Here is a 17,619-nt window from a genome sequence, read left to right as displayed (position 1 = left end):
GGACGCTCCGGCGCCCGCCGCCCGGGGCTTCGGGCCCGGGACCCACGGTCCCGACACCCGGACCGGCACGCACGCGCCGGGCACCCGCCCCGGCGGACCCCACGGCCCCGACGGCGGCGCCCCGGGCCACCGCCCCCACGAGAACGGTCCCCACGGAAACCGCCCACGCGAAAACGGCCCGCACGAAAAGGGCCCCCACGGGAACGGCCCGCACGGGAACGGCCCGCACGAGAACCGCCCCCACGAAACCGGCCCCCACGACGGCCCCACCCACCACGACCCGGACGGCTCCCCGCACCACGGTGAGCCGCTCGGTCCGGACGAGGTCAACGCGCGGCACGCCGAGAGCACGCCGTCGGGCAGCTCCTACCACGCCGGCGATCCGGAGATGGGCGACCTGCCGCACCGCGTCCACCCGGACCCGGACGGCCGCTACACCGTCGACGTGCACGTCACCCCGGATGGCCACGCCCGGATCGGGGACCGGCTGTACACCCCCGAAGAGTTCGCGGACATTCTGCGCCGCAACGGCGACTACGACGGCCGTCCGATCCGGTTGATCGGCTGCGACGCGAGCTCGAACGACTTCGCGCACCGGCTCTCGCGCGAGCTCGACACCGAGGTCATGGCCCCGACGCGACCGGCGTGGACCGACTCGCACGGCCGCGTCTTCTCGTCCGACTACGAAATCGGCCCGGACGGCCGGATGCGGCCGCGCATCCCGCCGGACGGCGAGTGGAACACCCACCACCCGGACGGCTCGGTGCACCGCGCCGGCGAAGACGGCTTCGCGCCGGACACCCACCACGGCGACCCGCACGACGTCGACGCCGACAGCGCCCGCCACCGCGGTGACGGCGACGAGGACGGCTCGCCCTCCCACGCCGACGACGACGAAGAAGAACTCTTCGACAGCAGCGTCTGGGACCCACACGAAGTCCCTCGCTCCAACCCGACGTACGACGACAGGTTCGTCGACTACGACCGGCCGGGACGCGAACACCCGCACGATTCGCCGGACAACCCGTACCACCGGCCGCCCGAGTCACCACAGACGATCGAATCCGGCCCACGCAGGCGGGACCGCACCGAGCCGGGCGACTTCTCGACGCCGGTACCGACCCACCCCCGCGTGCTGGCCGGCGTCGAGCTGACGCCGAACACCGAATACCACGTGGTCAACCGGACGCGGGCCGGCGACATCGCGTCCGAGACGCGCTTCTACACCGACGCCGAGGGAAAGATCAAGTGGGTGGAGTTGACGCCCGGCGGCGGCCGGACGCCGGAGGGCGTCAAACTTCCGGCGAACCCGGACTTCAACTACCCGCTGCTGCCCGACTGCCAGTACCGCGTCGACAACTTCAACGACCCGTCGAAGAAGCTCGATTACCAGACGGACAGCCGTGGCCAGACCGTCGACACCACCGCGCAACCGGAGTACGGGAAGTCGGAGGAGGACTTCCGCGACGCCGGCGGCAAGTACAGCGGTCAGGGCCGGGCCGGGCACGAAGGGCAGAACGCCTACCGGAACCACCCCGAGCACGGCGAAGTCCGGTGGGCGGGTGGCCACCTCGTCCCCACCGAGGGCGGCGGTGCGCCGGGATACGGCAACATGCACGGGCAGATGGCCGCCTCCAACAGCGGACACGCGCGGGACGGCTGGGAACCCGCCGAAACCTGGCGACGCCAAGAGGAACAGCTCGCCGCCTACCACAACCCGCCCGACCGGGTGGTCGAGCTGCTGCAGGTGCACACGCCCCGGCGGGCCGACGGTCTGTCCGAAGAGGACGTCATGCGGTGGCGGGTCACCGAGGTCGACCCGGAGACGGGTGAACGGGTTTCCCGGGTCTACGAGCGGGTGTTCGTCAACGTGCCGGAGAAGATCGATCCCAACGCGACAGTGAGGCGCTATGGCGAGCCCTGATGAGCTGATCCCGGCGATCTTCGATGCCGTCGAGCGGGTGCTGCCGCCGAAGTGGCGGCGCGTGACGTTCCGGGTCTGGGCGACGGTCGTCGCGTACCAGACCGAGCTGACGGTCGTCATGGCCGACGGCAGCTCGCCCGAAGTCGCGCCGCCCGCGGTGACGAACCTGCTCGCTGCGTTGCGTGAAGCGATGTACCAGCCGGGGCGCGGCACCTGGTTCTCCGCGGCTTTCCTGCTGCGCGCGGGTGAAGAGCCGGAGGCCACGTTCAACTACGACCAGGACCCGCGGTGGTTCCCGGAACTTCCCCCGGCGGCGTTCGCGCGCGACCTCGCCGCGTTCCCGCGCGCGGACGACCGGATTCCGGACTGGCTGCGCCGGGCGCTCGCCGACGCGGCGGCCATGGCACCTGCCCCGGAAGACTAAGGTCGGATCGAAGAAACTTCGCACCGGTGAGCAAAACGGAGGACCGGACAGTATGACGCTGAGCCCCATCGAGCAAAGCGAGATCCTCGGCGAGATCGCGAAAACGCTCATGAACGCGGCGCCGCCGAACTGGGAACGGCTGACCTTCGAATTCATGTCCATCGGCAAGCGCGCCGGCGTCGGCTTGGGTGCGACACTGGACAACGACACCCACCAGCAGGTGCCGGTGCCGCGGGAACTGTCGAAGCCACTTTCGAAGCTGCGACGCGGGATGTACGCCGATGGCCTCGGCACGTGGTACTCGATGGACATGGTGATCGACCGGCCCGACCGGTACCGCGTGCACTTCAACCGGGACAACGAGCCGCCGTTCCAGACACCGCCGGCGCCGGACGAGTACGCCCTGGACCAAGAGCGCTTCCCGCGCACGCCGGAAAACATGCCGGACTGGTTCCGGGCGAAGCTGCCTTCGTGAGCCGGCCCGACCGGAGGGGATGAACCGTGAGCCAGCCGCCGGGGCCGCTGCGCCCGGACCAGCAGCAGGAGCTCGTCCGCCGGATCGGGGCGGTGCTGACGTCGCCGCTGCCGCCCGGGTGGCGGCAGCTGCGGATCGAGTACCGCGCTGCCGGACGGCACGTCGAAACCGACCTGCTGGTGACCGGGCCGGACGGCGTGCCCCGGCCCGCGCAGCCGCACCCGGAGGCGGTCCGGCTGCTCGGGGTGCTGCGGTCGGGCATGTACCGGCCCGGCGTCGGCACGTGGCTGGGCGCGATCCTCGTGTTCGAGCCGGCGCAGCCGCCCGACGCCGACTTCGTGCGGCCCGACCTCGAGCCGCCGTTCCGGCAGCAGCCGCCCCCGATCGGGTTCCAGGACGAGCTGCGGTTCTTCCCGCGCGCCGACGAGCACATCCCGGCCTGGCTGCGCGAGCGCGCCGGGCTGACCCCGCCGCCCGCCGACGGCGAGGTGCGCACCCCGCGGATCCACGACGGCCTGGACGCGGCGGGCAAGCCGCTGATCCGGCGCGCGCCGCTGCTCCCGGCGGAAGCCGAGCGGGTGCTCGCCTACCTCGACGCGGCGCCGGTCATCCTGGCCTCGCGCAGCAACGGCCCGGACGCGTTCGCGCCGGACCGCGTGGACGCGGTGCCGATGAACTTCCGCACCGACGGCACCTGGGCGTGGCCCGGCGCGGTGGCGTACTACCTGCGCGAGCACGGGGTGCCGCCGGACCCGGACCTGGTCGCCCACATCCGGGCCCGCCGCTTCACCGCGCCGTCGGAGGTCCCCGAGCCCGCCAAGGACCTGGCCCTGGCGGCGATCACGGGAGAGCGCCCTCAAACCACGGTGTAGCCCGCGTTGCTCAGCGCGACCTCGACCTCTTTGCAGTGCTCGGGACCGCGGGTCTCCAGCGCCAGCACGACGTCGGCCTCGCCGAGGTCGAGGCTGCCGGAGATGCGCGAATGCTCGACGTCGAGCACGTTCGCGCCCAGCTCGCTGACGCACGACAGCACGCCGACCAGCGAACCGGGCCGGTCCGGGACCCGCAGCCGCAGGTGCAGGTAGCGGCCGCCCGCCGTCATGCCGTGCTGGATGATCTGCAGCAGGAGCAGCGGGTCGACGTTGCCGCCGGAGAGGACGGCCACCACCGGGGGCTCGAAGATCCCGGGGTGCTGCAGCAGCGCGGCGACCGTCGCCGCGCCGGCCGGCTCGACCACCAGCTTCCGCCGCTCCAGGCAGAGCAGCACGGCGCGGGAGAGGAACTGCTCGGACACCGTCACGACGTCGTCGACCAGCGACTCGACGTGGGCGAAGCTGACCGGGCCGGGTTCGCCGACCGCGATCCCGTCGGCCATGGTCGAGGTCGTGCTCAGCCGCACCGGCGCGCCCGCGGCCAGCGACGGCGGGTACGCCGCGGCCTCCTCGGCCTGGACGCCGACGACCCGGACGTCCGGGCGCAGCGCCTTCACCGCCGACGCGACCCCGCCGACCAGGCCACCGCCGCCGGTGGCGACCAGGATGGTCTTCACACCCGGCACCTGCTCGAGGATCTCCAGGCCCACCGTGCCCTGGCCGGCGATGACGTCCGGGTGGTCGAAGGGGTGGATGAACACCGCCCCCGTCCGCTCGCCGAAGTCGATCGCGGCGCGGAGCGTCTCCTCCAGGAGGGCGCCGTGCAGGTGGACGTCGGCGCCGTAGCCGCGGGTGGCGGCCAGCTTCGGCAGCGGAGCGCGCAGCGGCATGAAGACGGTCGACTTGGCGCCGAGCAGCGACGACGCCAGCGCGACGCCCTGCGCGTGGTTGCCGGCGCTGGCCGCGACGACGCCCCGCTCGCGTTCGGCCTCGGTCAGGCCGTGGATGCGCGTGTAGGCGCCGCGGATCTTGAACGACCCCGTCCGCTGCAGGTTTTCGCACTTCAGGTGCACCGGACCGCCGTGGAGCCGGCGCAGGTCGCGCGCGTGCTCCATCGGCGTCACCCGGGTCACTCCCTTTAAGAGTTCCCGGGCGGCCTGGATCCGCTCGAGGGTGACGAGTTCCATGCGCCGGACTATGCCACTCAGGAACTCCACAGGTTGACCGGACCGGGAGCCGGGTACCCTGGGTCGCGTCAACACGCGGTGAACAAGGAGCAACCATGGCAGCGGGGAACGACGCGGACACGGCCCGGCGGGCTCGCGCCACCCGTTCCGCAGGCCTGCTCCCGCTCGTGCTCGGGGTCGCCTCGGCGGCCGCGCTGACGGGAGCTGCGTTCTTCACCGTGGACAGCGCCTCGTGCGGCGCCCCGGCCCAGTACATCCGCCACGACAGCCACGTCGAGCTGGTCGGCGGCTGCGTCGACGGCGCGAAGCTCCCGGCCACCGGCACGCAGCCGGCCGGCGGCGTCGTGCACGGCAACTACAACCCCTGACCAGGCGGGTTACCCCCGTGTGCCCGGGGAACACGAAAGTGCCTTCTTCCGCGGAGCGCTCCCGTTCCCGATGATCATCGGGTGACCACTGCTTACGAGCCGGGCCGCGGCCCCGGACCCGCCAACCCCACCGAAGAAGCGTCGAGCCGGCTGCTGGCTGCCCACAGCCTGGGCGCACTGGCCACGATCAACCGTGGCGGCTTCCCGCACCTGTCGACGGTCGCCTACACCTGGGACCCGGACGAGCGTGTGGTGCGGATCGGGTCCGCGGCGGGCCGCGCGAAGATCCGGCAGATCGCCCGCGACCCGCACGCGGCGCTCTACGTCGGCAGCGACGACCACCTGGCCTTCGCCGTCGCGGAGGGCGTGGCCGAGGTGTCGCCGGTCAGTTCGGTGCCCGGCGACGAGACCGGCCGGGCCCTGCTCGCCATGCAGGCGCCGTTCACCGACCCCGGCGACGAAGCGGCGTTCCTGCGGAACATGGTCGAAGACCGCCGCCTGGTGATCACGCTCCGGGTGGAGCGGCTCTACGGCGGCGGTCTCGACGTGCGCTGAAGATCAGCCGAGGGCGGCCAGGAGGTCGGCCACCAGGTCGCGGCCGTCCTCGATGCCGACCGAGAGGCGCAGCAGGTCGGCCGGGACCTGGAGGGTCGAACCCGCCGTGCTGGCGTGGGTCATCTTGCCCGGGTGCTCGATCAGCGACTCGATGCCGCCGAGCGACTCGGCGAGGATGAACAGCTTCGTGCGCGAAGCCACCTCGAGCGCGGCCTGCTCGCCGTCCACGTGGCTGAACGACACCATCCCGCCGAAGCGGCGCATCTGCTTCGCCGCCGTCTCGTGGCCCGGGTGCTCCGGCAGGCCCGGGTAGTAGACCTTCGCCACCTTGGGGTGCTGGACCAGCGCCTGGACGATCTTTTCGGCGTTGTCGCTGTGCCGCTCCATGCGCAGGGCGAGGGTCTTGATGCCGCGCAGGGTCAGCCAGGCGTCGAACGGCCCGGGCACCGCGCCCGCGGCGTTGCGCAGGTAGAAGAACTGCTCGCGCAGCTCGTCTTCGTTCGTGATGATCGCGCCGCCGACGACGTCGGAGTGGCCGCCGAGGTACTTGGTCGTCGAGTGCAGGACGATGTCCGCGCCCAGCGCCAGCGGGTTCTGCAGGTACGGCGTCGCGAAGGTGTTGTCGACCACCAAGCGGGCGCCGGCGTCGTGGGCGACCCCGGCCAGCGCCGCGATGTCCGCGATGCCGAGCATCGGGTTGGTCGGCGACTCGCACCAGATCAGCTTGGTCTCGGGCCGGATCGCGGCCCGCACCTCGTCGAGGTTCGCCAGGTCGGCGACGGTGTGCTCGACGCCCCACAGGCTGAGCACCTTGTCGATCAGGCGGAACGTGCCACCGTAGGCGTCGTTGCCGAGCACGAGGTGGTCGCCGGGGCGGAGGGTACTGCGCAGCACCACGTCGGAGGCGGCCATGCCGGAGGCGAAGGCCAGCGCGTGCCGGCCGCCTTCCAGCGAGGCCAGCGCCTCCTCCAGCGCCGACCGGGTCGGGTTCGCGGTGCGCGAGTACTCGTAGTCGCCCTCGCGGGTCCCGCCCACGCCGTCCTGCGCGTAGGTCGAGGTCTGGTAGATCGGCACGATCACCGCGCCGGTGCGGGGGTCGGGCTTCTGACCAGCGTGGATCGCGCGGGTCTCGAAGCCGAGTTCGGAGTAGTCGTCCACCATCGGTTCAGCGTACGGGCCGCCTCCGACATTCCCGTCAGGTGGGACAGGTCTCAGCGCCGGGTCCAGCCGCGGGTGGCCGGCAGGGCCGCGAGCACCAGCAGGGCCACGAACGGCGCCGCGATGACGATCGAGCGCAGGACCGGCGCATCGATCCCCGTGGGGCCGCCGACGAAGAACGCGATGCGCTGGGAGCGGAGCACCAGGTCGACGATCGGCGCGACCAGCGCGAGGACCTCCGCGACCAGGCACACCACCCGGCCCGCGGCCGCCCGCGCGAGCAACGACACCCCGCCGAGCAGGAGCAGCAAGCCGACGACCGCGTCCGCGATCTGGCCGGGGATCAGGAAGTCCGCCTGGTCGTATCCGAGGACGAGGGTCGCCCAGAAGATGCCCAGCAGGAACCACAGCCCGCCGAGCACGGCGAGCACGCCGGCGGCGACCGCCGGTCCCGCGCGGGGCGGGGCCAGGACCGCCACTCACCAGCTCCGGGACGAGTAGGCGCCCTGGCCGGACAGCACCGGGACCACCGACGTGCGGTAACGCAGGTAGCGGAACGTCGGGGGCAGGAACGCCAGCACCAGCACGAGCACCGCCAGCGCGGCCAGGCCGACGCGGTCGGCCATCGCGAAGCCGCCGTGCGTGAACATCGCGTCGACGAAGCGGGCCAGGGGTACCCCGACCGACATCGGCTCGGTGAGCAGCGCTCCGATGGCCAGCAGCGCGCCCAGGCCGAGCAGGACCGCTCCCGCCGTCGCGCGGAAGAGCGTCGCCAGCGAGCCGAGGAGCAGCACCAGCCCGGCGACGACGTAGGCGGCGAGGTCCACCAGCACCCAGGCGGGCAGCGCGCCGAGGCTGAATTCGGCCGGCATGTCGAGAAACGTCTTGACCGGTACATATCCCGCGGCGATCGCGGCCGGAAAACCGAGCACGCCGGCGAGGACCGCCGTTACTCCGGATGGCCGAGCCGATGAATACGAATGCGAATGCGACACCGGGTATCGGTGCGGACCGGTCACTTCTCCCCCATCAGCCGAGCGCTGGACGACGGCGCTCACCCTAGTCGGAATCGGGGGAATCAGTCCGGAATGAGAACGGAATTCGGCCGGACGGCGGAACCCAAGATCATTTCCGTGCGGTAGTGGCAGAAATGCTGTCACACGATTACGGGCGGTGGTGCTACTCGCCCGTTGTCCTTTTCGGACAATTTCGGGGCCGGAAAGCGGCGTGCCCCGGAGCCGGTTCGGCTCCGGGGCACGGCGTGCTCGTGCTAGCTCACCACTGCTGCTGGGGCGGCTGACCGGGCTGGCCCGGCTGGCCGAACCCGCCGCTCGGCGGGCCCTGCTGCCCCGGCGGCTGGCCCCAGCCCTGCGGCGGCTGGCCAGGCTGACCCGGCTGACCGTGCTGGCCGTGCTGACCCGGCTGGCCATAGCCACCGGGCTGGCCCGGCTGGCCGTACCCGCCCGGCTGACCCGGCTGCGGGAAGCCCCCGCTCGACGGCTGAGGGAACCCGCCGCTGGACGGGTTGGGGCCGCCCGGCTGGCCGTAACCGCCGCCCGGCTGGCCGTAGCCCTGCGGCGGCTGGCCAGGCTGGCCCGGCTGGCCGTGCTGACCCGGCTGGCCGTAGCCGCCCGGCTGCTGCTGGCCGAACCCACCCGGCTGGCCGAACCCACCCGGCTGGCCGAAGCCGCCCGACTGCTGCTGCGGGCCACCGAAGCCCGGGGGCGGTCCGCCGAAGCCCTGCGGCCCGCCCGGCGCGGCACCGCCGTCGCCGAGGCCGACGAACTGCCGGGTCGCCGGGATGAGCCCGAGGACACCGACGACGAGGATGACGATGCCGAAGATCAGCGGCGGGAGGCCGAGGCCGAACGTGTCCCGCTCGGACGAGGACGCCCGCTGGAGCGTCGCGGCGTTCGGCGTCATCCCGATCTTGAGCAGCAGGGCGAACAGCGTGAGCACCGCGCCACCCGCGACGACCGCGATCGGGACGAACTTGCGGATCCCGCCCAGCTTGCCCACCAGCGCCAGCCCGATCCCGCCGGCCAGCGAGATCAGCGAGCCCAGCAGGATCATGATGACGTAGAACCAGACCAGGCCCGGCCCGATGAGCCCGGCCGAGTCCAGCAGGCGGTCGATCGCCGCCTGGTCGGGCGCGCCGTCGAAGAACGACGAATAGTCGCTCGCGTCACTCATGTAGCCGAACGAGATGATCAGCGTGATCAGCGCCAGCAGGGCGACGAGGCCACCGGCGATGTAGCCGAAGAGGCCGTTGCCCCCGGCGGACGGGCCGCCGAACGGCTGCTGCGGTCCGCCGAAACCGGGCTGCTGCGGGCCACCGAACCCGGGGGCGCCGAACCCCTGCGGCGGCTGGCCCGGCTGGCCGAAGCCCGGCTGCTGGCCGAAGCCACCGGGCTGCTGCCCGAACCCGCCCGGCTGCTGGCCGTACCCGCCGGGCTGCTGACCGAAGGCCGCGGCCGGGTTGTCGGCCGCGCTCGGCGGCGGGGTGTACGGAATGGCGGGCGGCTGGGAGCCCGGGGGCACCAGCTGCGTCGAGTCCGCGACCGGAGCGTCACCGCCGCCGGCCGGGTTCACCACCTGGGTCGCGTTCGCGTCGACCGGCGGCATCGCCTGGGTCGCGCCCGCCCCGCCGTCACCCGGCTGGGCCGGCTGGACGACCTGGGTCGGCTCCGGCGTCTCCCCGAACGGGGAACCACCCTGCTGGCCGGGCTGCACCACCTGGGTCGGCTCCGGGCTGCCGAACGGGTTGTCCTGCTGCGGCTGGGGGCCACTCGGCGGGCCCTGAGGTGGCTGGCCGCCACCCCACGGCTGGTTCGGTGGCTGCGGTGCACTCATGTGGGTCTTGAACCCCCTTGACGAGGACGCGAAAGTGTTCTATTTGCGCCCACGCTATCGGATCACCCGGCAGGGCGCTCGTAACGCCCCTGCCGGGTCCGCCGATGAAACTTCCTTCCGGCCCGGTCAGCGACCGGCGAGGAAGCCAAGGAGGTCGTGCCGGGTGACGACCCCGGCGGGCTTCCCGTCGATCAGCACGAGCGCCCCGTCGGCGCCCTCGAGCGCCGTCATCGCGGCACCGACCTGCTCGCCGCCGCCGATCGTCGGCAGCGGCGGGGACATGTGCTGCTCGAGCCGGTCGGCCAGCTGCGCCTTACCGGTGAACAGCGCGTCGAGCAGGTCACGCTCGTTGACCGCGCCGACGACCTCGGCGGCCATCACCGGCGGTTCCGCGCTGACCACGGGCATCTGGCTGACGTCGAACTCCGACAGGATCGCGATGGCCTCGGCGACGGTCTCGTTCGGGTGCGAGTGCACCAGCGCCGGCAGCTGCCCGCTCTTCTTCGTGAGCACGTCGGCGACCGTGGCACCGGACGAGTCGGGCGGGAGGAAGCCGTAGGAGGACATCCACGTGTCGTTGAACACCTTCGTCAGGTAGCCGCGGCCGCCGTCGGGCAGCAGCACGACCACGACGTCGTCCTCGGTCAGCCGCTCGGCGAGCTTCAGCGCGGCGGCGACGGCCATGCCGCAGGACCCGCCGACCAGCAGGCCCTCCTCCAGCGCGAGGCGCCGGGTGACCTGGAAGGAGTCGGCGTCGGAGACCGGGATGATCTCGTCGGCGATGGTCCGGTCGTAGGTGTCCGGCCAGAAGTCCTCGCCGACGCCTTCGACCAGGTACGGCCGCCCGCTGCCGCCGGAGTAGACCGAACCCTCGGGGTCGGCGCCGACCACCTGCACGGCGCCGTCGCTGACCTCCTTGAGGTACTTGCCGGTGCCGGAGATGGTGCCGCCGGTGCCGACACCCGCGACGAAGTGCGTGATCTTGCCGTCGGTCTGCTTCCACAGCTCCGGGCCGGTGGAGAGGTAGTGGCTCTCCGGGTTCTGCGGGTTGGCGTACTGGTTGGGCTTCCAGGCGCCGTCGATCTCGCGGACCAGGCGGTCGGAGACGTTGTAGTAGGAGTCCGGGTGCTCGGGCGCGACCGCCGTCGGGCACACCACGACCCGGGCGCCGTATGCCTTGAGCACGTTGCGCTTGTCTTCGCTGACCTTGTCCGGGCAGACGAAGACGCACTGGTAGCCCTTGCGCTGGGCGACCATGGCGAGCCCGACGCCGGTGTTGCCGGACGTCGGCTCCACGATCGTGCCGCCCGGGCGCAGCTCACCGGAGGCTTCGGCGGCCTCGATCATGCGCAGCGCGATCCGGTCCTTGACCGAGCCACCCGGGTTCAGGTACTCGACCTTGGCCAGCACGAGCGGCTTGAGCCCCTTGGTCAACGAGTTCAGCTTGACCAGCGGGGTGTTGCCCACGAGGTCTGCGATGTGCTCTGCGTACTCCACGACCGCCAGCCTAAACGGCCCACCGGTGGCGTTGTCCACTCAGCGGGGCCGGACCCCGGGCGAACTCCGGGTGCGCGTCGGCGATGCCGGGCAGCGGGCGCGGGTTCCGGGCCGCCCGGCGGGGACCTCAGGCGGCCACCAAGCCGCTCGTCCACCCCGGTGCCGGCCCGAGAGCCGCCGCACGTTGAGCCGTCATCCCGTCCCGGAGGTTCCGCCCGGCGTCGACCGCCGAGCCGGTCCGGAAGGACAACGGCGTCCAGCAAGCCATCCGGATCATCATCATCGCCGGTTCACCTCCCGTGCGGAATGGCGACTTCTCTCTCGGGTGGGACGATCCTATCGGGCCGCCGGTTGCCCCGGTTCGTCCTTTCGAGTCAATTCCACCCAGTCGGTCTCGTCCGCGACCGGCCGTTCTTCCCAGCCGGGCGGCCAGGTTCTCGGGAACCCCCGCTTCGCCCGCGCACCCGCGAGCCGCGCGGCGGACTTCGTGCCGAAATCGGCCGGACCCTCGAAGCTCGCGCCGTTGAAACTGTCGCGCTCGCCACCGAAAACGGTTCCGCGGAAATCGACGCGGTCCTGGAAAGTCACCTTGTTGAAGTCGGCTTTGGTGCGGAATCCGGTGCCGCGGAACGACGCCAGTTCGACGAACTCCGCGCCGTAGCAGGTGATCGACCGGATCGTGCAGTGCGTGAGGGTCAGCCCGACCAGCGTCGCCCCGGAGAAGTCGAGGTCGGTGTCCGGCCAGAAGTCCCCGCTCGGCTGCTCCGCGCGTCCGGGACGCAGGTGCAGCAGCAGGATGCGCTGCGCCGCCTTGCGGACCTGCAGCTCCTCTTTGTCCCCTTCGGGGTCGAAGGGCATCCGCAGGGTAGGCGCAGAAGACGTTGACGATCGTCTGCCGGTGCTCCGGGTGCCCGGCGGCGAGCCGTTCCAGCGCGTACAGCCCGGCCAGCCGGACCGGCGCCTTGTCGCTGCCGAGCTGGTCGGCGGCCTTGCCGTACATCTCGGTGATCCGGCGCTCGGTGGCGTCGTGGTCCTTCTGCACCAGCTCCAGCTCGGCCGATCGCTGCCGCCGCGCGGCGAGCAGCAGGGCGGCGGCGCCCCCGGTGCCGACGACGATGCTGGCGGCGGTCTTCAGCGCGTCGAGCTGGGCCGAATCCTCCGGGCGGCCGCCGCCCAGCAGGATCAGCAGCACCGCCGCGGCCATCCCGGCCACCACCAGCAGCCCGACGCCCCACAGCACGATCGTCCTGGTCCGCAGCACCCGTTCGAGTTCGTCCGGCACGAAGTGGATGGTGCCATTAGTGGCGCAGGTCGCGTTCGGCTTTGACCCGGGCGGCGAAGACGGCAGTATGTGAGCAACCGCTTAGCACGCCGATACGAGGATGTGTCCGCCATGCCCGAAGCCGTCATCGTCTCCACCGCCCGCTCCCCGATCGGGCGCGCCAACAAGGGCTCACTGGTCGGCATGCGACCCGACGACCTGACCGTGCAGATGGTCCGCGCGGCCCTGGACAAGGTGCCGCAGCTCGACCCGGCCGACATCGACGACCTGATGCTGGGCTGCGGCCTGCCGGGCGGTGAGTCCGGGTTCAACATGGGCCGCGCGGTCGCCGTCGAACTGGGGTACGACCACCTGCCGGGCTGCACGATCACCCGGTACTGCTCCTCCAGCCTGCAGACCACCCGGATGGCGTTCCACGCGATCAAGGCCGGCGAGGGCGACGTCTTCATCTCGGCCGGCGTCGAGACCGTCTCCCGGTTCGGCAAGGGCAGCTCGGACTCCTGGCCCGACACGCACAACCCGCTGTTCGCCGACGCCGAGGCGCGCACCAAGGCGACCGCCGAGTCCGGCACCGACACCTGGACCGACCCGCGCACCGAGGGCAACGTCCCGGACGTCTACATCGCGATGGGCCAGACCGCGGAGAACCTCGCGCGGCTGAAGGGCGTCACGCGCGAGGAGATGGACGAGTTCGGCGTCCGCTCGCAGAACCTCGCCGAGAAGGCGATCGCGGACGGCTTCTGGGCGAAGGACATCACCCCGGTGACGCTGCCGGACGGCACGGTCGTCTCGAAGGACGACGGCCCGCGCGCCGGCGTGACGCTGGAGGGCGTCTCCGGCCTGAAGCCGGTGTTCCGCCCGGACGGCCGGGTCACCGCGGGCAACTGCTGCGCGCTCAACGACGGCGCGGCGGCACTGGTGATCATGTCCGACACGAAGGCGCGTGAGCTGGGCCTGACGCCGCTCGCGCGGATCGTCTCCACCGGCGTCACCGGCCTTTCGCCGGAGATCATGGGCTACGGCCCGGTCGAGGCGTCGAAGCAGGCGCTCTCGCGCGCGGGGCTGTCGATCGGCGACATCGACCTGGTCGAGATCAACGAGGCGTTCGCCGCGCAGGTCATCCCGTCCTACCGGGACCTGGGTATCGACCTGGACCGGCTGAACGTCAACGGCGGCGCGATCGCGGTGGGCCACCCGTTCGGCATGACCGGCGCCCGGATCACCTCGACGCTGATCAACTCCCTGCAGCACCACGACAAGCAGTTCGGCCTCGAGACGATGTGCGTCGGCGGTGGCCAGGGCATGGCGCTGATCATCGAACGCCTTTCCTGACCGGTACGGCGAAGGCCCCCTCGCCGGTGGCGAGGGGGCCTTCGCGTGGCACCGCTATTCGCTGGCCTTGACGCACATCGTCGTCGCCGGCTCCGGGTAGACGGCGGCGTTCGTGGCTTCCGTGCCCTCGCAGACGCTTTCGGTCGCCTGACCTTCGACGACCTTCACCAGCTCCGCGTCCTTCGTCGGGTCGGAGCAGGGCACCTTCTCGTAGCCCTTCGTCCTCGACTTGAAGTTCGAAAGGCAGTCGCCCTGCTTCGCGTTGATCATCAGGCACAGCTTGTACGAGCTGCTGCCGCTAACCGAGTAGGTGTCGTAGCCGGCGTCCGACCCGCCGGGGCAGGCCTCGGAGGCGGTGTCCAGCTTCTTGGCGACCTTGACGTTCGCCTTCGGGTCGGCGCAGTCGGCCTTCACCGGGTCCTTGCCGCCGGTGGTGAACTCGGTGATGGTGAGGCAGTCCCCGGCGTTCGCGCGCGCGGGCGATTCCTTGAAGGCGAAGATCCCGCCGATCACCAGCGCGATCACCACGAGGGCACCGAGGCCACCGAGGATCAGCACGGGGACCTTCGAGCGCTTCGGCGGCGCCGGCGGGGGCGGGAAGCCGCCCGCACCCGGCGGGAACTGGCCGGGCGGCGGGCCGAACGGGCCCGGCTGCCCCTGCGGCGGCGTGCCGTACTGGCCCGGCTGGCCGTAGGGCTGCTGCGGCTGGCCGCCCGGAGGCGGCCCGTAAGGATCGGGCTGACCCACCGGCTGCTGGCCCCCGGGGGCCGGAGGGGGAACGCTCACTGTGAACCTCACACATGTGAAATGAGAACCGACCGGCACATCAAACACGCAGGGTGAGCGTCATCCGCAACGGGGTCCGCAAATGCACGAATTACCCACAGAAAAGGCGCCCCGCCGGTTACGGAGCGCCTTCACTGCGGAACGGTGAGCCAGGTTACTCGCGGAAGTACGAGAGCAACCGGAGGATCTCGAGGTACAGCCAGACCAGCGTCGTCATCAGGCCGAACGCGGTGTACCAGGCCCACTTCGACGGCATGCCCTCGCGGATCATCCGGTCCGCCTGGTCGAAGTCGAGCAGGAAGCTGAACGCCGCGATGCCGATGCAGACGAGGCTGAACACGATGGCCAGCGGACCGCCGTCGCGCAGCGGGTTGAAGCCGAACACGAGCGAGCTGATCAGGTTGAACAGCATCAGGATCGCGACACCGACGACGGCGCCGACGATCCACTTGGTCAGCTTCGGCGTCACCTTGACCGCGCCGGTCTTGTAGACCACCAGCATGCCGATGAACACCCCGGCGGTGCCGATGATCGCCTGCAGCGCGATGCCGGGGTAAATCGCCTCGAACACGCCGCTCAGCGCGCCGAGGAACAGGCCTTCGGCCGCCGAGTACGTCAGCGTCAGGGCGCCGCTCGGCTTCTGGCGGAAGATGATGACCAGCGAGATGACGAGGCCGACGAGCAGGCCGACGAGCATCGCGCCGAGGAGCGCGCCGGAAATCCGGCCGGTCTCCGTGATCTGGACCTGGGCCCAGATCCCGGTGACCACCCCGACGAGCAGCGCGACGCCGAGGGACATGCCCGTCTTGACGACGACGTCGTCGACGGTCATCGGGCGGTCGCCCTCGCCGGCGGTGGCCCGGCCCGGGTCGTACCCGGGCACGCCGCCCTGGGGTTGGTTGAAGCCCACCGGGGGCCCGTACTGCCCGTAAGTCTGGGTTCCGCCGCCGGGCAGGTTGCGGAACGCCGGGTTGCTACTGGAACGCACCTGATCCTCCTGGATCTGCTGCTTCTTGGATCATCGCTGCATCGAGTTCAACGACCGCCGCGGGCACGCGGTTCCCGTCGAGTAAAGACGACTTTACTCGACGGCAGCCCGCCTGCCTCGGACGACACGGTCTGCGACGGACGTCACGACCGTTCGGCGACAGCCACCCGAAGAGCGGTACACACATTCCTTCCTTGACGCAACGCTCACTTCGCGTGCTCGAATCTTCACCGAACGCGCGTCGGGGACTTGATCAGTCGTGTGACCTGCAGAGACGGCGGGCAATGCCGTGCGTCGAACGAAGGAGCATTGACACATGGGGTGGTCACCACGCCCGCGCGCGGGTCTTCGCGCGCTCACCGGTCTCGTCGCCGCGGCCCTGCTAGGCACCCTTTCCGCCACCGCCGGCGCACCCGCCGCTTCGGCCGCGGTCCAGGAGGGCATCGGGGCCCACGTCGGGGGCCAGGACAACCGCCCGGATAAAACGGTCTGGCTGGGCTCGTACGTCGTCGGCGGACAGCAGGTGTTCTGCGTGAGCTTCATGCTCAAGGCACCGAACACCGACGAGCAGTACAAGCCCGGCGACGAGCTGCTCACGAAGTGGGGCACGAAGCTGCCCGCCGAGGACGCCGCGAACATCTCGTACCTGCTGCTGCGCTACGGCGACACCAAGGACCAGAACGAGGCGATCGCGCTCGCGCACCTCCTGCACTCGTGGACCGCAGCGCCGCGCACCCCGGCCGACAAGAACGTGGACCTGCCCGCCGACAAGATCGCCTACGACGCGGATGGGCACCTCCAGTACATGCAGGACCCCACGAACCACCTGGAGGCCGCGGCCGACGCCGTCGCGCGGCTGAAGGCGGACGCCGAAGCCAACCGCGGGCCGTGGACCGCTTCGGTGACCACCCCCAAGGGCGACCAGCACCTCGGCGAAGCGGCCGAGTGGACCGCCACGGTGAAGAACGCCCAAGGCAAGGGCGTCCCGGACGTCCAGGTGAAGCTGACGGCGACCGACGCCACGCTCGGCGACGGGAAGGCGGACAGCGCCGCGGGCAACGCGAGCCCGCAGGCCGCCGCGAAGGACGTCACGCTCAAGACGGGCGCCGACGGCACCGTGCGCGTGAAGCTGACGCCGACCGGCGACCAGCCGAAGCTGGTGGCCTCGCTGACCGCGCCGGCCGACCGGCCCTACGTCCGGCTGCCGGTCGACACCGGTAAGCAGCGCATCGTCTCCGCCGGCGGCGAGAAGGAACTGACCGCACAGGGCGTCGTCAACGTCGCCAAGCCAGGCACCGTCCAGGTGACCAAGACGGACGCGAACACCGGCGCGGGCGTCGGCGGGGCCGTCCTGCGGATCACCGGCAAGGACAAGACGTCCCCGGCGCTGGGGCAGGACGGCAAGCCGCTCACCGGGGCCGACGGCAAGCCCGCGGTCGTCACCACCGACGGCAAGACCGGTGGCGTGACGGTCGAGAACCTCCGCGCCCCGCAGGAGATCTGCGTCGTCGAAGCGAGCCCGCCGCCGGGCTACACGAACGCCTTCGACCCGCAGAACCCGCCGTCGGCGTGCGGGACGGTGAAACCGGGCGAGACGCTGGCGCTGACCGTGACGAACAAGCCGAACGAAGTCCCGCGCGCGATCCCGGCCGGCGACCAGCCGGTCGCGCGGGCGCAGGGCGTCGTCGAGACGAGCTACTCCGTGCCGGGCTTGGCCGGGTTCGGCCTGCTCGTGCTGCTGGCGGCCGGCCTGATCGGGTTCGCCGCGCGGCGGGCGTCCCGGCGGTAACGGCGTGGCGGAGCACGGCGGCGACTGGCGGGGCGAGGACTGGTTCGTCGAAGAATGGCACCGGGGCATCGGCTGGGCGGCCGCCGACGACGAGCCGCCCGGCGGGCCCCCGGCGCCGCCCGCGCCGAC

Annotated in this window: 17 protein-coding genes and 1 pseudogene; 9 read left to right on the top strand and 9 right to left on the bottom strand. The window is 71.6% G+C overall.

Annotated features, from left to right (window positions below):
• The 4 genes and pseudogenes from IE317_RS44995 to IE317_RS42940 all read left to right on the top strand — a co-directional run.
• Positions 1–1,924, top strand: a pseudogene (locus IE317_RS44995) (hypothetical protein); the annotation flags it as partial.
• A complete protein-coding gene (locus IE317_RS42950) occupies positions 1,911–2,348 on the top strand; it encodes a hypothetical protein (protein WP_191317104.1) in 438 nt (145 codons plus the stop codon). The pseudogene IE317_RS44995 and the gene IE317_RS42950, both read left to right, overlap by 14 nt.
• 52 nt (positions 2,349–2,400) lie before the next feature.
• A complete protein-coding gene (locus IE317_RS42945; protein ID WP_191317103.1) occupies positions 2,401–2,823 on the top strand; it encodes a hypothetical protein in 423 nt (140 codons plus the stop codon).
• 26 nt (positions 2,824–2,849) lie between these two features.
• Positions 2,850–3,695 (top strand): ferredoxin, encoded by an 846-nt coding sequence (locus IE317_RS42940; protein ID WP_191317102.1) that lies wholly within the window; start codon positions 2,850–2,852, stop codon positions 3,693–3,695.
• On the opposite strand, the gene ilvA is transcribed toward IE317_RS42940, so the two are convergent.
• A complete protein-coding gene (ilvA, locus tag IE317_RS42935) occupies positions 3,680–4,882 on the bottom strand; it encodes a threonine ammonia-lyase (protein ID WP_191317101.1) in 1,203 nt (400 codons plus the stop codon). The two genes, IE317_RS42940 and ilvA, sit on opposite strands and share 16 nt — an antisense overlap.
• A gap of 95 nt (positions 4,883–4,977) precedes the next feature.
• Here ilvA and IE317_RS42930 point away from each other — a divergent pair, with 95 nt between their 5' ends.
• Both IE317_RS42930 and IE317_RS42925 read left to right on the top strand, forming a co-directional pair.
• Positions 4,978–5,250 (top strand): hypothetical protein, encoded by a 273-nt coding sequence (locus tag IE317_RS42930; protein WP_191317100.1) that lies wholly within the window; start codon positions 4,978–4,980, stop codon positions 5,248–5,250.
• Positions 5,251–5,331: 81 nt separating this feature from the next.
• A complete protein-coding gene (locus tag IE317_RS42925) occupies positions 5,332–5,805 on the top strand; it encodes a TIGR03618 family F420-dependent PPOX class oxidoreductase (protein ID WP_191317099.1) in 474 nt (157 codons plus the stop codon).
• 3 nt (positions 5,806–5,808) lie between these two features.
• On the opposite strand, the gene IE317_RS42920 is transcribed toward IE317_RS42925, so the two are convergent.
• From IE317_RS42920 to IE317_RS44990, 6 genes are all read right to left on the bottom strand, one after another.
• Entirely contained in the window at positions 5,809–6,966 is a 1,158-nt protein-coding gene (locus IE317_RS42920; RefSeq protein WP_191317098.1) for a cystathionine gamma-synthase, read from the bottom strand.
• Between the two features lie 50 nt (positions 6,967–7,016).
• The gene (locus tag IE317_RS42915; RefSeq protein ID WP_191317097.1) at positions 7,017–7,442 is read right to left on the bottom strand and encodes a hypothetical protein; all 426 of its coding nucleotides are present in this window, start codon (positions 7,440–7,442) and stop codon (positions 7,017–7,019) included.
• Positions 7,443–7,835, bottom strand: a complete 393-nt coding sequence (locus IE317_RS42910; RefSeq protein WP_229903229.1) for a hypothetical protein — start codon at positions 7,833–7,835, stop codon at positions 7,443–7,445.
• A 403-nt stretch (positions 7,836–8,238) separates the two neighbouring features.
• Positions 8,239–9,816 (bottom strand): hypothetical protein, encoded by a 1,578-nt coding sequence (locus tag IE317_RS42905; protein WP_229903228.1) that lies wholly within the window; start codon positions 9,814–9,816, stop codon positions 8,239–8,241.
• A 126-nt stretch (positions 9,817–9,942) separates the two neighbouring features.
• Positions 9,943–11,313 carry a cystathionine beta-synthase gene (locus IE317_RS42900; RefSeq protein ID WP_191317095.1) on the bottom strand — a complete coding sequence of 457 codons (1,371 nt, stop codon included), beginning with the start codon at positions 11,311–11,313 and terminating at the stop codon, positions 9,943–9,945.
• Positions 11,314–11,649: 336 nt separating this feature from the next.
• Positions 11,650–12,171, bottom strand: a complete 522-nt coding sequence (locus tag IE317_RS44990; RefSeq protein ID WP_229903227.1) for a pentapeptide repeat-containing protein — start codon at positions 12,169–12,171, stop codon at positions 11,650–11,652.
• A gap of 23 nt (positions 12,172–12,194) precedes the next feature.
• Here IE317_RS44990 and IE317_RS44985 point away from each other — a divergent pair, with 23 nt between their 5' ends.
• Positions 12,195–12,668: a hypothetical protein gene (locus tag IE317_RS44985; RefSeq protein ID WP_229903226.1), complete on the top strand. Its 474-nt coding sequence runs from the start codon at positions 12,195–12,197 to the stop codon at positions 12,666–12,668.
• A gap of 38 nt (positions 12,669–12,706) precedes the next feature.
• Entirely contained in the window at positions 12,707–13,927 is a 1,221-nt protein-coding gene (locus IE317_RS42890) for an acetyl-CoA C-acetyltransferase (RefSeq protein ID WP_191317094.1), read from the top strand.
• 54 nt (positions 13,928–13,981) lie between these two features.
• Here the strand turns inward: IE317_RS42890 and IE317_RS42885 are convergent, their stop codons facing one another.
• Positions 13,982–14,674, bottom strand: a complete 693-nt coding sequence (locus tag IE317_RS42885; RefSeq protein ID WP_191317105.1) for an LppU/SCO3897 family protein — start codon at positions 14,672–14,674, stop codon at positions 13,982–13,984.
• Positions 14,675–14,867: 193 nt separating this feature from the next.
• A complete protein-coding gene (locus IE317_RS42880) occupies positions 14,868–15,701 on the bottom strand; it encodes a Bax inhibitor-1/YccA family protein (protein WP_191317093.1) in 834 nt (277 codons plus the stop codon).
• A gap of 316 nt (positions 15,702–16,017) precedes the next feature.
• On the opposite strand from IE317_RS42880, the gene IE317_RS42875 reads away from it, so the two are divergent.
• Entirely contained in the window at positions 16,018–17,490 is a 1,473-nt protein-coding gene (locus IE317_RS42875; protein WP_191317092.1) for an MSCRAMM family protein, read from the top strand.
• Positions 17,491–17,619 lie beyond the last annotated feature (129 nt).

The organism is Amycolatopsis bullii, from assembly GCF_014654205.1.
Classification (GTDB): Bacteria; Actinomycetota; Actinomycetes; order Mycobacteriales; family Pseudonocardiaceae; genus Amycolatopsis; species Amycolatopsis plumensis.
This window is presented reverse-complemented; position numbering and strand designations above follow the sequence as displayed.